Source organism: Tissierella sp. (genome assembly GCF_031460495.1).
GTDB lineage: Bacteria > Bacillota > Clostridia > Tissierellales > Tissierellaceae > JAVKTS01.
Window position 1 is genome coordinate 116,098 of record NZ_JAVKTS010000006.1, and the last position, 15,779, is coordinate 131,876.

At 32.4% G+C, this 15,779-nt stretch carries 17 protein-coding genes; 4 read left to right on the forward strand and 13 right to left on the reverse strand.

All coding sequences use genetic code 11. From position 1 onward, the window contains the following. The 4 genes from RIN63_RS13475 to RIN63_RS13490 all read right to left on the reverse strand — a co-directional run bounded on the left by RIN63_RS13475 (window position 1) and on the right by RIN63_RS13490 (window position 3,171). The gene (locus tag RIN63_RS13475) at window positions 1-210 is read right to left on the reverse strand and encodes a CLC_0170 family protein (protein WP_310445263.1); all 210 of its coding nucleotides are present in this window, start codon (window positions 208-210) and stop codon (window positions 1-3) included. 57 nt (window positions 211-267) lie between these two features. Further along, window positions 268-1,122, reverse strand: coding sequence for a 4-(cytidine 5'-diphospho)-2-C-methyl-D-erythritol kinase (ispE, locus tag RIN63_RS13480; RefSeq protein WP_310445264.1), 855 nt, complete (start codon window positions 1,120-1,122; stop codon window positions 268-270). Between the two features lie 86 nt (window positions 1,123-1,208). After that, a complete protein-coding gene (locus RIN63_RS13485; protein WP_310445265.1) occupies window positions 1,209-2,756 on the reverse strand; it encodes an SPOCS domain-containing protein in 1,548 nt (515 codons plus the stop codon). Between the two features lie 142 nt (window positions 2,757-2,898). Continuing rightward, window positions 2,899-3,171: a Veg family protein gene (locus RIN63_RS13490; protein WP_310445266.1), complete on the reverse strand. Its 273-nt coding sequence runs from the start codon at window positions 3,169-3,171 to the stop codon at window positions 2,899-2,901. Between the two features lie 267 nt (window positions 3,172-3,438). Here RIN63_RS13490 and RIN63_RS13495 point away from each other — a divergent pair, with 267 nt between their 5' ends. Further along, on the forward strand, window positions 3,439-5,241 hold the full coding sequence (locus tag RIN63_RS13495; protein ID WP_310445267.1) for a heme NO-binding domain-containing protein: 1,803 nt from the start codon (window positions 3,439-3,441) through the stop codon (window positions 5,239-5,241). A 171-nt stretch (window positions 5,242-5,412) separates the two neighbouring features. Then, a complete protein-coding gene (locus tag RIN63_RS13500; protein WP_310445268.1) occupies window positions 5,413-7,920 on the forward strand; it encodes an S-layer homology domain-containing protein in 2,508 nt (835 codons plus the stop codon). A gap of 71 nt (window positions 7,921-7,991) precedes the next feature. On the opposite strand, the gene RIN63_RS13505 is transcribed toward RIN63_RS13500, so the two are convergent. The 5 genes from RIN63_RS13505 to RIN63_RS13520 form a co-directional block, all read right to left on the reverse strand. After that, a complete protein-coding gene (locus tag RIN63_RS13505; RefSeq protein WP_310445269.1) occupies window positions 7,992-8,531 on the reverse strand; it encodes a spore maturation protein in 540 nt (179 codons plus the stop codon). Window positions 8,532-8,546: 15 nt separating this feature from the next. Continuing rightward, window positions 8,547-9,152: a nucleoside recognition domain-containing protein gene (locus tag RIN63_RS13510; RefSeq protein WP_310445270.1), complete on the reverse strand. Its 606-nt coding sequence runs from the start codon at window positions 9,150-9,152 to the stop codon at window positions 8,547-8,549. A gap of 143 nt (window positions 9,153-9,295) precedes the next feature. Next, window positions 9,296-10,633 (reverse strand): magnesium transporter, encoded by a 1,338-nt coding sequence (gene mgtE, locus RIN63_RS13515; protein WP_310445271.1) that lies wholly within the window; start codon window positions 10,631-10,633, stop codon window positions 9,296-9,298. A 274-nt stretch (window positions 10,634-10,907) separates the two neighbouring features. After that, window positions 10,908-11,204 (reverse strand): iron-sulfur cluster biosynthesis family protein, encoded by a 297-nt coding sequence (locus RIN63_RS15390; RefSeq protein WP_399324939.1) that lies wholly within the window; start codon window positions 11,202-11,204, stop codon window positions 10,908-10,910. A gap of 314 nt (window positions 11,205-11,518) precedes the next feature. Next, window positions 11,519-11,908, reverse strand: coding sequence for a phage holin family protein (locus tag RIN63_RS13520; protein WP_310445272.1), 390 nt, complete (start codon window positions 11,906-11,908; stop codon window positions 11,519-11,521). Between the two features lie 158 nt (window positions 11,909-12,066). Here RIN63_RS13520 and RIN63_RS13525 point away from each other — a divergent pair, with 158 nt between their 5' ends. After that, window positions 12,067-12,252, forward strand: coding sequence for a DUF1858 domain-containing protein (locus RIN63_RS13525; RefSeq protein ID WP_310445273.1), 186 nt, complete (start codon window positions 12,067-12,069; stop codon window positions 12,250-12,252). Between the two features lie 40 nt (window positions 12,253-12,292). Here the strand turns inward: RIN63_RS13525 and RIN63_RS13530 are convergent, their stop codons facing one another. After that, window positions 12,293-12,526 carry a glutaredoxin family protein gene (locus RIN63_RS13530; RefSeq protein WP_310445274.1) on the reverse strand — a complete coding sequence of 78 codons (234 nt, stop codon included), beginning with the start codon at window positions 12,524-12,526 and terminating at the stop codon, window positions 12,293-12,295. Between the two features lie 186 nt (window positions 12,527-12,712). Here RIN63_RS13530 and RIN63_RS13535 point away from each other — a divergent pair, with 186 nt between their 5' ends. Then, window positions 12,713-12,979 (forward strand): late competence development ComFB family protein, encoded by a 267-nt coding sequence (locus tag RIN63_RS13535; RefSeq protein ID WP_310445275.1) that lies wholly within the window; start codon window positions 12,713-12,715, stop codon window positions 12,977-12,979. A gap of 48 nt (window positions 12,980-13,027) precedes the next feature. Here the strand turns inward: RIN63_RS13535 and RIN63_RS13540 are convergent, their stop codons facing one another. The 3 genes from RIN63_RS13540 to rnmV are packed head-to-tail and all read right to left on the reverse strand — an operon-like array spanning window position 13,028 to window position 15,710. Next, entirely contained in the window at window positions 13,028-14,275 is a 1,248-nt protein-coding gene (locus RIN63_RS13540; protein ID WP_310445276.1) for a hypothetical protein, read from the reverse strand. Between the two features lie 30 nt (window positions 14,276-14,305). Continuing rightward, window positions 14,306-15,172, reverse strand: coding sequence for a 16S rRNA (adenine(1518)-N(6)/adenine(1519)-N(6))-dimethyltransferase RsmA (gene rsmA / locus RIN63_RS13545; RefSeq protein ID WP_310445277.1), 867 nt, complete (start codon window positions 15,170-15,172; stop codon window positions 14,306-14,308). Next, window positions 15,162-15,710, reverse strand: coding sequence for a ribonuclease M5 (gene rnmV / locus RIN63_RS13550; RefSeq protein WP_310445278.1), 549 nt, complete (start codon window positions 15,708-15,710; stop codon window positions 15,162-15,164). Before rnmV ends, rsmA begins: the two co-directional genes overlap by 11 nt. Window positions 15,711-15,779 lie beyond the last annotated feature (69 nt).

The following is a 15,779-nucleotide window of genomic DNA, read 5'->3' on the forward strand; positions in this document are numbered from 1 at the left end:
CTACATAAATAACATTAAAATAAACATTAATCCACCTATTGTAATATAAGAGTAGGATATAACCCTTATAAGCTTCAACTCTCTTATGTATCCTTTTTGTTTATAGGTTTTTCCGTCAACTAATAGAGTAAATAACCCTACTGCAATTATTATTAAAATAGTAGTATAATTAGCTACTGCCTTTAATTGGTTCACCAATTTATAAAACAAAAAACCCACCTCCTGTAAATAATATAGTTTACAAAAGGTGGGAAATATATACATTTATTAAATTGTCTGTACTGCGAGAACTGTCCCTGAAGTTAACTTTTCTTTTAATTTGTTCATAGAATGATTGAGTTTATCTAAATCATCAAATAATCCAAATACAGTAGATCCGCTACCACTCATTAAAGAACCTAAGGCTCCCCATTTTTTCATCTCATTTTTTATTTCAAGGATAATTGGATGCTCTTCTATGACTACTTCTTCCATTACATTTACCATATTGTTTGCTACTGACTTTAGGTCATCATTGGCAAGGGAAGATAGCATCTTTTTCATGTCTAATTGTGGATTATTCTGGAGTTTTAGATTGTTATATACTTTTGCTGAGGATACCTCTATACCTGGATTAGCTAGTAGTACAAGTTTGCCGCTGAAGGATTTAAGTCTAGTAAGTTTTTCACCTATGCCTTCTGCCAGCGCAGTACCTCCCATAATACAATATGGAACATCTGCCCCAATCTGTACCCCTAACTCCATGAGTTCTTCTTCTCTTAGATTTAATTTCCATAGATCGTTTAGACCCTTTAATATTGCAGCTGCATTGGAGCTACCTCCTCCTAAACCAGCTGCTATTGGTATCCGCTTGTGTATGTTTATTTCTATCCCCTTATTTATTCCAGTTTTCTCTTGTAGGATTTTCCAAGCACGATATACTAGATTTGTAGAGTCTAATGGAAGATTCTCGTCATTAGACCCTAGGACTATATCTTCTTTTATTTCCCTTATGGTTAAAGTATCCTTTAGGGATATTTGTTGCATTATGGTATTTATCTCATGATAACCATCTTCTCTTTTATATAATACATCTAGACCTAGGTTTATTTTACCGTAGGAATCTATGATAATTTCTTTCATCTTATGTTTCTCCTTTGATATGTTTCTCTTTCGAAAATTGACGCTTTTATTATACCATAGTTCTAGAATTATATAAAACTATTATTTTAGAATGTTACATCTACTTTTTTCTCGATAATTATCTTTTCTCCAGGCAATATATTATTTGGGTTGATATTCTCATTCCCTTGTAATATTTCTTCTATAGTTGTATTGTATCTTTTAGCTATATCCCATAGAACAGTATCTCTTTGTACTATATAGATGGTTATACTAGGGCGGTTTTTCTTATCAATTAGTTCCCCAGTTTCTTCTATTGAAGATATGACTGATAATAATCTGTTTCTATTTATTTTAATCTTATGTTTGATAACAGCCTCTATACTAAAACTATCTTTGGATATAATAGGTTTTATAGACTCTAGATTTATATCTATATCTATTAATCCTCCAGGCCTTTTATCCTCCAATGGTAGATAGTATTTATAAGGAATTTCCTCCCTCAATGTGGCTATCTCTTCTGTTCCTTCTTCTAAGTAAATTACTTGCAATGAAAGAATTCCCTCTATGATGATTTCCTCTTCTCCAAACCTTGTTTCAATTATAATTGGATGTCCCGATAAATCATATATCTCTTTAATTCCATTGTTAGATAAATCCTTATATATATTTTCTTTGTGAGTTATAGCTTTCACATTTTCAATTAGGTTTATTTCTTCCATGACTAGTTTTATTTTTTCCCTTGTAGAATATGCATCTACAATCAAAGATTTCTCATTTTCATCAAAGGCAGTACCCGAAATTCTTAGCTTTGTTTCTATATCTAAAACTTTCAGTTCCCCTTCATCATTTTCTAATACCTCATATCCACCTTCTACTACTTCGATGAGAAGTTCTCCTTGGCAACCAGATAAAGCTCCTGGTATTTCTAGGAAATGATTGAAAGGAATTTCTTCTTCAATTGATGACATCTTGTTTTCTCCATAATAGATTATCCTAGCATTTACTATGCCTGATACTATTATTCTATCTTCTACTACTGTTGACTCCTGCTCATAGGCAGTAATTGAAACCTTTAATATTTCTTCAATAGCAGGTTTTTCATCACTTATTTCAAATGCTTCTTTTACAATGGCATAGGATGTCTCTCTACCATAAATCTCTTTGTATTTGATGGTTTCTTTTAATGTTTGTAAATCTTTCATATCACTTGCAGATTTAATTATCTCTATGGTATTTCCTTCTTCAACTTTTCCTTCTAGGCTTACTAATGCTTTTAGAGCCATTTTTCGTTCATCTAATATTTCTTCTTGGATATATTCTATATTAGGCTTTATCATTGCTGACATTTCTTCTGTGATACCTAGTATTTCTATTTCCTCTCTAAAATCTGCGTTTGTGTCAATACTGTAAATATTATTCTCTACTTCCTCTGATCTATAGACTACTTTAAACTTTACTACACCTGATATAACAATTCTATCCCTTATTACCTTAGTAGTAAGTATTTCTACTGTTCCATCAGTCCATAATATCTTGTTTATATTAGGCTTTGATGGATTCAAATATATTTCTGTCTCTACTAAGGCTTGGGTCTCTTCTTTGCCTCTTAGTTCTTCAATCCTTAGGACATTTTTGTTAATCTCTATGGTCATAATATCCCCCCTATTATTTACTTTATATAATCCTATAGAGATATATATGCTTAAATGTCTTAAATAATGAATAAATCCTAAGGCAAAATACAAATAAAATAACTGTACCCTTTCAGTTATTCTGAAAATGTACAGTTATGCATTAAGAAATTTTTACTTGTGATGGGGATTGTGCGCAAATTGTTACTTCTACAGTTCCTGTCAATACATCTGTGTAAGTGTAGGATACTTTTCTACTGCTTTCGTATTCGTTACTTATTCTAACAACAAATAAGTTTGGATATGCAGCTTCTAGTACTCCCTCTCTAACTATAGTTTTTTTTCTTCCTTTATTAGCTTTTAGTATTACATCTTTTCCGATGTACCTCTCGATGTCTTTCCGAATTTTGATTAAGGTATTCTTTTCCAATAGCATAAACCACCTTCCATAAGTTGCTCCCCGAATTCGAGGGCAGAAGAAGTGTTACCCATTTATAGATTATATCATAGATTTACTTTTTTGTCAAATAAATAAGTTATTATACTATTTATATGTTCTTTTGTCAATTCTAAATATTGAAAGTTTTTACTGACCATTCCAATTTTTAATAAAAAAATATGCTTTTTCCTCTCAAATTCTTGAAGATTTTGTCAAATACTGTGGTATAATATACCTAATTGAATTAAAAAGGGGGAAATTGTTTTGAAAGGTACTATAGTTTCTGCATGGGTAAAGACTTGTAGATCTTTATATGGTGATAATGTAACTAACGAAGCCTTAGATCATGTTAATATCAGTCCAAATAAGATATTCACACCTACTGAAGAAATCGAGGATAGAGCTGCATTAGGAATACTTGATTACATAGCTAAAAAGCTAGGAAAAACATCGGATGAAGTATGGAGAACTATGGGGAACAACAATGTAATCACTTATTCTAAGGATTATCCAGCATTTTTTAGATACAAAAACCTTTATTCTTTCTTATCTGCTATGTACGATATCCATGTAGTAGTAACAAAGAGATTCGCTGGGGCAAAGCCACCTATCTTAGGTATAAAAGCAGTGGATAAATATAATGCCCATATGACATATGCATCTAAAAGGGGAATGTTCGCTTATTTCCATGGTATGTTAGAAGGGGCTGCCAAATATTTCAAGGAAGATATTAAAATTGAAACCTTAGAGAAAACTCAGGATTTCACTAAAATATCCATCACTTTCCCTGAGGAAATATATCTTGAAAAAAAATACAGATTTAATAAAGCCTTATCCTTAGGATTTATTAAATCTATAGAGGGAAAAATTGCTTTGGCTTCTCTTGTATTGGTTGGTATTCCAGCAGTATTATTAAACAAGTTTGTGGATTCAAAAATAGCCTTACCTGCTACTTTGATTCTAGCAGTAATGGTACCATACCTTGTAGGAAAAGGATTATTTAGACCTATAAAGTCTATTTATAATTCTTTAGATGGACTATTGGACAAGGACTTATCCTTTGTAGAAGGCATATCTACTAATGATATATTTGAAAATATCAACAATAAAATCAACAATGTTAAAAATGAAATTAAAACTGATTTTGTAGGATATAAAGGTACTACTGATGAATTGAATGTCTTTGCAGACAAATTTGCAGATATATCCAACAATATGGCCTATACATCTACTGAAATAACCAATGTAGTAGAACAAGTGGCAAATGGGGCTATAAATCAAGCTGATGAAACGGAACAAGTAGCCTATCAATTAAATAGTTCAGTTATTTCATTAAATGAAGTTGTAAGGAAGGAAAACCTAGGTAAAGATGAGCTTGAAAGTGCTGTATCTCAAATTAATCAAGGTTTTGAGGATTTGAAATCTACTTCAGATAGTCTAAATAATGTATTGGGACAGTTCTCACAGGTTCAAATAAAGGGACAAGATCTCCAAAACAGGGCTAATGAAGTTCGTAATATCGTAGAAACTGTTGAGAAAATAGCTGAACAGACTAATTTATTGGCTTTAAATGCTAGTATAGAAGCCTCTAGAGCTGGAGAATTTGGTCAAGGATTCACCGTTGTTGCAATGGAAATCAGAAAATTGGCTGAGGGCTCCAAGGAAGCCGTACAGACTATTAATGCTAACTTAGAATCTTTCGTAAGGGATATAGATGGATTTGTATCAGATATATCTAATCAATTTAATGTATTAGAAAAGGAAAATGTTAAGTTAAATGGAGTTGCAGAGGATAATCATGCTTCAGTAAATTCTATTGCAAAAGTAGCAGATTTAATTATTGAATTAATTGACGAACTAACTAAGGAAACAAATAATATAAATACTATTTTCCACGGAATAGAATCATTAGCAGCTATTGCAGAGGAAAACTCAGCTTCTTCCCAAGAAGTATCTGCCAATGTTCAAACCTATACTGAAGAAATACGAAGAATGACTGAAAGTATTCATGAGTTTAAGAAGGTTAGTATGGACTTTAGCAAAGATCTAGAAAAATATATAGTTTAATGGGACAAGGGGACAGGAGTACTGTCCCTTTTATTATTGACTTTGCAAATCTTAAGAACTACAATTTAGCTAAAGACTAATTTCTATTTGACCCTATAGATTTTTGAACCGACATAATAAATCGGAAATTAGCTTAACAAGCAAACAAAAAGGAGAGAAGGAGGAAAAGGTTTGATTAGGAAGAAGAGAGTATTGAGTACATTAGTAACTGTGATAATAATTATTGGGATGCTACCTTTTGGTGTTTTTGCTGCAGAAACAAATGATTATGATAGTAGCTGGGCAAAGACTGAAATCAACTATATGAAGGAAAAGGGAGTCCTTTCTGGTTATCCAGATGGAACATTTAGACCAGGCAATAATATGAGCAAAGCAGAGTTTTATAAAGTTATTAATGGACTAATGGGCTTTACTAACAAGTCTAAAGTAAGTTTTATTGATGTTAAATCAACAGATTGGTATTATGGCGAAGTAGGGAAGGGATTAGCTGCCAAATACTTATCAAATACAGTAAAACTAGGGGCTAATAGCAAGATTAATAGAGAAGAAGTCGCTAGGATAATTGGCTTTGTCTTTGGAATAGAGAAAGACTTAGCAACAGCTAAAGAATTCACTGACTATGATACATTGTCTGAAGCAACCAGAGGTGTTATAGGCGGATTAAAGAAAAATGGATTTATCAGTGGTTATCCAGATGGAACTTTCAGACCTAAATCAGAGATTACAAGGGCTGAAGTTGTGAAGATGCTAAATAATATAACAGGTGAAATAGTTAATCTAGCATCTACTGTAAATAAGAATATAAAGACAAATCTTCTAGTAAATACTGGAGATGTAGTTTTAAAAGATATGGTAATAGAAGGTAATTTATATCTAACTGAAGGAATTAGACAAGGTGATATAACTCTTGATAATGTAGAAATAAAAGGAGAATTAGCTATCAAGGGTGGGGGAGCTAACTCTATAATCATTAATAATTCCAAGATAAATACAGTAACAGTGGATAGACAAACAAGATTACTACAGGTGGAATTTGAAAATACTAGAGTAGAGCAAATTATTAATTTACAGGATGGAAAAGTAACAGATATAGTACTAACAAAAGAAGAGATTTTAGATGGAATATTAGATGATTTAGAAGACGGAGCCTTAAATAATATTGTATATCCTGGGGATGATAAAGACGAAGAAGGAAACAGAATCTATATATTACCTTCCTTTGTTAAAAAATATATCAATGACTTTTATAATATAGATAACATTGGTGTACATTTAAGTAATCATGATGTGGGTGTAACCCGAGGTCATCACAAAGTAACATTAATACTAGATGATGCAAGTGCTGAAAGAATAATTAAAACGGATACATTTACAGTAGATACTCCTAAAGGATTTACAGATATTTTAGCATATGGTATCAATACAATAATACTGGATAACAATATTGAGATTACAGGCAGTATAGACAATTCAGGATTAAAGAACATTATATTTAATGGATATAAACTAATAATTAACGGAGAAGATGTAAACGAAAAGCAATCATCAAAAGAAACTATTGGAAAAGAAACAAGTGTAAAAGAAACTAGGAAACTACCAGAAATATATGATACTGGGAAGGCAAAAATAGTAAAAATACCTGCCATGCCTGAAAAGGGATTTAAATGGCCCTATTTATTAAAGATCCCATCAAATACTTATAAAAAATCAAATGCAGATCTGCCAAAGAGATATTTAATGTTTGAAATGGCAAATACAAACGAAGCTAAATATGACGAAATGGGACAAATTATGATAGAGCGCTTAGAGCTCCAACAAGCGGCTAGCTTTCGGCTAGCAGAGAAACTATGGTCGCCTGTAATGGTGCCACTATATCCTAGAACACACATCCCTTATTTTGCAGAGAAAGATTATACAGATCCAAACTTTATCTTTGAGCATCAATTTGATAGGGATAGTGTAATGCTAGAAGAATTACTGGAAGATGAATTTATCAGGGAGCAACTTTTGGAAAATTATAGTGAAAATTATTATAATGTAGAAGACTTTTTAGACTTTGACAAGCAAATTTTAGCTATGATAGACCATGCCATAGACTACTTAAATCAATATGGACATAATGTAGAAGATAAGATACTAATTGGTGGTGACTCTGCTTCTGGACATTTTTCAAATAGATTTGCTACATTATATCCTGAAAGAGTTAAAATTTCCTCTGCTGGACTGGTTATATCAGGAGTCATGGCAGCTAAATCAGAATATGATGGTGAAAAATTAATGTATCCAATAGGAACTTACGATTATGAAAAAATAACAGGTAAAAAATTTGATTTAGTTGAGCACAATAAAGTAGCTAGGATACATTATTTTGGTAAAGAAGATGACCATGAGGCCCTAATGCCTTCAGATGTATACGGAGATAAAGAAAGAGATATAATGATTAAGTTATTTGGTGCCCATCTAGACAATCCACTTCAAAGAATTAGGAATGTAAATGATTTTTATGTTGAATCAGGTGGCAAGGGCATAATTGTTTATATGGATAAGACAGGGCACGATGTTTCCAATTCAATGGAGGACTATTTATTACAATTTTATAGAGAAAACTTAAGAAGCGAAAGGCCTGTATATAATCTACCAAAGAATCCTAAAGGATTAGAAGTAGAGATATACAAGTAAAATGTGGGACAAGGGGACAGGAGTACTGTCCCTTTTTTAGTGGGACAATACTCCTGTCCCTCTGTCCCGTTTTATATACCGAAAAATATTTTTGTTATGTAGACTGCTGATAATAATCCTACTAAATCTGCAGTTAATCCTGTTGTCAATGCATGCCTTTGTTTCCTTATGGATACTGAGCCAAAGTATACTGCTAATATATATACTGTTGTCTCACTGGACCCCATCATTACGGCAGCTATTCTGGCTACCATGGACTCTGCCCCATGAGTTGTAGCTAGTTCGCTGACTATTCCTTGTGCCCCAGACCCAGATAATGGTCTCATAAGTATCATGGGGAATACTTCATCAGGAATATTAAGTAGTTTTGTAATGGGAGATAGGGTCTTTATTAAAACATCCATGGCTCCCGATGCTCTAAAGACTCCAATGGCTACTAACATAGCAACAAAGAAAGGAATTATTCTTATAGCTGTGCCAAACCCCTCCTTAGCTCCTTCAGTAAATGAATCATACACCTTTACTTTCTTAGACATCCCATAAAATATAATACCTACAATCATAAAAGGGACAGCAAATTTGGATATTAATTGCATTATATTTACAAACATTCTCTTACTCTCCCCCTAGATCTTATTAGTTTTTTTCACCTGATATCTTGGTAGTTCCTGTAATAGCTTGGATAAGATTATGGCTACAGTTGTAGATGTTATGGTTGCTATTATAGTTGGACCAATTATTTCAGTTGGATTTATTGCTCCTGCAGCTGACAGTATTGCCATGGTTGAAGCGGGTATTAGGGTAACGGATGAAGTATTTATGGCAAGAAATGTTACCATGGCATTAGTGGCTGTATCTTTTTTTCTATTTAGCTTCTGTAGTTCTTCCATAGCTTTTAACCCAAAGGGGGTAGCAGCATTGCCTAATCCTAGTACATTGGCAGAAATGTTCATTACCATAGCCCCCATGGCTGGATGATCAGGTGGCACATCTGGAAATAAGAAGACCATAACTGGTCTTAAGGCTCTTCCTATTCCTCTAATAAGGCCTGAGTCCTCAGCTATCTTCATAATTCCTAGCCATAGACCCATTACACCAACAAGCCCAATAGCAAGCTCAACAGCTGATTTAGCACTATCTATGGCTGCATTAGTTACTTGATCTAAGTTCCCAGTTATAGCCCCTACTACAAATCCAATAATTATTAAAACTGCCCAAATAATATTAATCATATAATCACCACCCATAAAAGATAGTGAATAGCTATTCACTCTTCACTATTCACTCTTCACTATTCACTATTAACTATATTCTCCTCCCCCTCCATATATTCAAAAAATAATAAGAGCCAGGTTATCCTGACTCTTAGTGTTCTCTATATTCCCAGTAATGCTGTGGCTATTGTAAAGTATACAATCAAGCTTAAAGCATCTACTATTGTTGTAATCAGTGGTCCAGCCATTATAGCTGGGTCTAATCTTAGTTTTTTTGCTAATATTGGTAGTATTCCCCCTACAAGTTTAGCCGATACTACCGTTATGACTATTGTAAGGGAAACCGTTGCAGATATTGGAAATCCAACTTTTTCAATTGTCATAAGTCTAACAAAATTTGTAGCTGAAAGTACCAATCCAACTATTAAACTTATCCTCAATTCTTTCCATAAAACCTTCAATCCATCACGGGTTGTAATGTCTCCCGTTGCTAATCCTCTTATTATCAAAGTAGAAGATTGATTGCCTGAATTTCCCCCAGTATCCATTAGCATTGGAATAAATGTACTTAAAATGACTACAGATGTTAATACATCTTCAAATTTACCCATTATTCTTCCAGTAAATGTGGCAGAAATCATTAGTATCAAAAGCCATGGTAGTCTATGTTTTGCTAAAGTTAGTACCTTGGTATCTAAATATGCCTCATCTGATGGGGACATTGCAGCCATTATCTGAAAGTCTTCTGTTGCTTCTTGTTCCATTACATCCATGATATCATCAACGGTAATTATTCCTATCAACCTTTGTTCTTTGTCTACTACTGGTAATGCTACAAATCCATATTTTTTAAATGTATCAGCTACAGTTTCTTGATCATCATGGGTATTTACATTTATTACTTCATCTTCCATAATATCGCCAATTATTTCATCTAGTTCTGAGACAACCAAGGTTCTTAAGGATATAAAACCCTCTAATGTCCTCTTTCTATCCGTCACATAACAAGTGTATACTGTTTCTTTATTAAGCCCAGTTTTCTTTATATGTGATAGGGCTTCCTTTACTGTCATATTTTTTCTTAACTCCACATATTCTATGGTGGTCAAGCTACCTGCTGAATCTGGTGGATATTTGAGGAATTGGTTTATCAACCTTCTTTCATCATCTTTAGAATAGGCAAGAACTTTGCTTACAATATTTGCTGGCATTTCTTCCAAAAGGTCTATCATATCATCAAAGAATAATTCATCTATAATATATTCTAACTCTTTATCAGTAATGGAATTTACAATGCCTATTTGTTGTTCTATTGAAAAATGCGCAAATACCTCTACAGCTAAATCCTTAGGCAACATTCTAAATATTAGCAAAGTCATATGAGAATCCAATGAATCTAGTAGTTCCGCTATGTCTACTTCATTCATTTCTGATAGTTCTTTTTTAATCTGAACATATTTTTTTTCTTTAATTAAATCTAGGATGGTTCTTTCATCCATGGTCATTCCTCCTAATTAGAGAACCATGTATAATGAAAATGGTTCTCTGTTTTTATTTTGTATTTTGATATTACTGGGCAAAGGACCCGAATCCATTTTCATCACCAACCCTTTCTATATAGTGAATAAGTAATAGTTAAAAGTGAATAAGTTAAAAGATTTAAAGACTTTAAACTGTTCACTGTTCTATTATACCACATTATATGCAACTCAATTAAAAAAGATAGGTCTCCCTATCTTTTTGTGTTTTAAACTATTCACTCTTCACTATTTTTTAACATCCACCTATTGATCTATCCGGGATTACCGTGAATCCTCTTTTTAACCAATTATCACTATAATCTACTGTGAATTTTCCAAAGTCTTCCTCTAAGCCTTTTTCTAATAAAAATGTGAAGTCATCTACTTTAGATTGTGAATCCCCTTCTTTATGCTCATCCAGAGCTAGACCAAATGATGGTCCACCTCAACCATAGCTAGCGATATATATCCTTAAAGGCTTATCAGTTTTTTTATTTTCAACAACTTTGATTAACTCTTCCTTAGCTTTTGGTGTTAAATCTATAACCATATTGTTACCTCCTATATTTATTTTTCTTAGATTTTTTATTATCTATTCTTACTATTTATTATATACCCCATGAGGGTATTTGTAAACAACAATATTAAATTTATCTATATATTTATTATCTATTATAGATTACCCCAATTAATCAATTTCTAAATTGTTAATATTTAAAAAAGATTCTTCACTGTGCTTAGAATGACAAATCTTGCCCTCTAATCAAAGTTAAGAATCTTTTCCTTTTTTATTAATTTTCTTGTTTTCTATTTCTAATTTTACTGTGCTTCAATTACATAAATTTGTGATTTTACCTTAGGATGCTACATTGCTCTTCCTGGCATTACTGCGTCTACTACGCCTATTACCAGAGCACCAATTATAGCTCCCCAGATAGATATACCGAAACCAGGAACTATAAATTTGGTAACATAAAGAATGATTGCAGAAACAAGAAATCCCGCTATTCCTTTTCCAAAAGGGGATGCATTTACTCCGGTAAATGTTTGGACTAAATGATCCAATACACCAATCACTACAGATGCTAGCAATAAACTCCATATACCATTAATAGTAAATCCTGGAGTAAAATATGCTGCTATGGCTACTACTATTGCAGTCACCAATACTCTAATAAGCAAATGGCCAATACTAAAATCATTATCTCTATCCCTATCTCTATGATCCTCTCTGTTTCTTTCGTTATTATCCATTACTTCACCTCCTAATATAATAATCTCCATTCAGTTTAGTTTTTATACAATTAATTATTAAATATTTTTTATATTTACAGAAATAAATATAAATATACTGGAAAGAATATAAAAGATATGCTACTATATTAGTAAGAATTAAAAAGGAGGTCAGAAATATGGAAATCACTAAAGATGTATTGATAGGTGAATTAATTAGAAAAAAACCTGAAGCTATAGAAGTTCTTATGTCATTTGGTATGGGCTGTGTTGGATGTCCATCAAGTCAAATGGAAAGCTTAGAAGAAGCTGCTATGGTACATGGTTTAGATTTAAATAAATTAATGATTGCATTAAATTCATAGTTAAAAAATAAAAGAGCTTATTTCTAAGCTCTTTTTTTGTTTATTCTTTTCCTACTAAAGTATCTATTTTTTCTCTGTCAAATCCTACTATTTCTTCACCATCTATTACAAGTACTGGAACACCCATATGACCCATAGCCATTAGTTCTTTTCTTGCTTCCTTATCCGTTTGGACATTTTTTTCTGTAAATTCTATCCCTTTTTCATTTAAATAATCTTTAGCAGAAATACAATAGGGACAAGTGTTACTTGTATATACGATTACATTAGCCATTCTAATTCCTCCTTCAATATGCTTTAAATCAATTATACCCTATAGGGGTATAATTGTCAATAGCTTTATATTTTTTATTTTACCCATAGTTTTTTGAAATAATCATTGATTTTACTTGTTTTTCCAATTTGACAATTATATTTTTTAGTAATATAATATTAATATAAACTAATGAGGATGAAAAATATGATAAAAAATTATATGGAATTAATTGTGGATGAAATCTACAGCGAAATAAGAAGTCTCTACCACAACTGTGATATGAATAAATGTGAACATGATATTAAATCAATTGCCTTAACTAATTTACCACCAGTTTATTTCAAAAATGATATAACTGAAGGAGAAAAAATGGCTTTCCTATTAGAACGGCAAAGAAGAATCACAGTTTTAGCCAAGGTTGCTGAAGCGGCAGATTCTGTATGTGCAAACTGTAATATAATCAAAAAATAAACGCGAAAATCTTTATAATTAGAAGGTCTTCGCGTTTAATTATGTTTTTTAATCCATAGGTATCATAGGAATTGGATTATCTACTGGCTTTCCTGTAATTGGATCTATGTAAATTATCCAATAACCTTCTGTATTTACTCCTGGATACCATGTATTGAATCCACTAGCTCCACTGTAGGGATGTTCATCGCTTGAAAACTTACCAGGCACTCCATATACAAAATATTTTACCATTTCCCCTTCATTATATAATCCAAATAAATAATGTTGATATTTGTTCACAAGTTGATTACATGTAACTACATTATCCATATATAGGGCTTTATTATTGCCTCCAGAAATGTATGAGAAATATGGAAGAAAAGATCTATATTCATTTTCTTTGTCTAATTCAACAATCCACCAATTATATCCTTTTAAATTATGATTAAATGGATCAATGTAAGGAAAAAATCTTAGAATACTTAGTACATAGCTAGTTGTTTGATTTTTTTGGTTTAACTTTCTCATATAATCTAAAGTCTTGTAATCAGGTTCCATAGATTCTTCTTCAAAATCCAATGGATCAATTTCATTTCCTTCATATAATTGTTCTGGAGTATATTCTTGAGCTGTTATTTCTTCAACAATTTCTTCTACAATAGCTTCCTCAACGGCAATATCTTCTCGAATTTCTTCAACTATGTTTTCAACAATAATTTCCTCAATTTCTTCAACAATTGGTTCTTGAGCAACTATTTCTATTGTTTCTTCTAAAGTCTCTGTTGATACTTCTTCATATGGAATGGAATATTCCACAGGTATAGACTCTCCATTTGCCACTGGTTCAAGAGCTGGTATATCATACATTGGGTCATAGGCCTGCTCCAAGATAGGAACTTGACTTATTTCTGTGTTCAATGATTCCATGTACCTTTCAATTACACCATTTTCCTTGTCTATATATCCTCCTAATAGGATATCCTTATCTTTCATTACTAGGATACCTACTATTTTTTCCATGGAGAATCCTTTTGATTCTAGGTCTCTTTGTATAAATACAAATTCTCCTCTTCCTTTCCCAATGTCATCTGTAAATATCTTGCCCAGTTCTAGAATTGAATTGGATTTATCCTTAGTGATAAATCCTACATTATAACAGTCCTCTATTCCTGCGTTCTCAACACTTACTGTAAGAATTCCCCTAAGTCCTCTGATTTCTAGTTTACCATGGCCCTTTGGGTTTGATCCAGTTATTGTAGCGAAATCTTTCTTTAGTATAATAAATTTTCTAGTATATGATAATGTTGTCGCCATAATCTTACCCCCTTTTTACACTTTATTTAATTATATGTCTAATGGGGGCAAAGATTTACTTATCTTTATAAAATCTTCTACAGATAAATTTTCAGCTCTTTCCTCTAATCTTATATTTGATACTTCTAGGGCATCTTTTATAATTTCTTTTTCAATATTAAATCCATAGGATGATAGGGCATTAATTATGGTTTTTCTTCGCTTTGAGAAAGCAGCCTTGACTACTTTGAAGAATTTATCTCTATCTATCTCTGGTAATTCTTTCTTTAGAGTAAGTTTTATTACGGCAGAATCTATTTTAGGTTGTGGCATAAATACGGTTTTTGGTACCTTTACAACGATTTCAGGATTACTATAGAAGTTAACAAATATGGATAGAGATCCATATTCCTTTCCACCAGGACCAGAAGCCATTCTCTCAGCCACTTCTTTTTGTACCATTACTATTATGGATTCTAGATTCAAATTATCCTCTATTAACTTTGCAATTATTGGAGTGGTTACATAATATGGTAAATTGGCCACAACCTTCACTGGACCATTATCTAATTTTTCCTCGATTAATTTTCCTATATCTATTTTTAATATATCTCCGTGAACTATTTCCACATTATGATATTTTCCAAGGGTCTCATCTAATACTGGCAACAAAGTATTATCTAACTCAACTGCTACAACTTTTTTTGCCCTTAATGCTAGTTCTTCTGTCAAAGTACCCATACCAGGACCTATCTCTAGAACATAGTCATTTGAAGTAATATTACCTTCACTAACTATTTTCCTCACAATATTTCCATCTATTAGAAAATTTTGTCCTAGACTTTTGGAGAACTTAAAGCCATGTCTTTCTAGAACTTCTTTCACACGAGATGGTGAATATAGCCTTTTATCTTCCATTTTGATTTTCAACCCTTTCTAAAGCCTTTTCAAATTCTTCCCTTGTTATTCCAAAATTATTTAATCTGTTTAGGAATTGCTTAGAATTTGAATATCCAATTCCTAGAATATCCCCTATTTTTTCTCTCTTTTCAGCTGCATTTGATCCACCAGCTAATCCTAGACTTATGATTTCTTCCTTTGTGAACTCAAAAGTTTTGTCTATAGTAACAGGTCTAGCTTTTGAAATGGCTTCAATTATATCTTCCTTTGTGGCATTCTCTACCCCAATATCTCCCTTTTTCAAAGCTTTTCCTTGAGGTAGAAAGGCATGCTTGCAAATCTTAAGATGCTTAGATAAATCCTTTCTAATTTGCTCTCCAGCATAATCAGGATCTGTAAGAATAATGACCCCTCGCCTCTCAGATAAATTTATCAAGGTCTTAATAAATTCCTTTTTATATCCAAATCCCCCTGTTGCAATAACTTCAGCATCTAATGCAGCTTTTACAGCAGTAATATCATCTCTACCTTCTACTACAATTACTTCCTTTATCAAAATAACAACCCCTCTTGGGGACAGAGGGACAGGAATTGTGTCCCATTTTATGGGACGCAACTCCTGTTG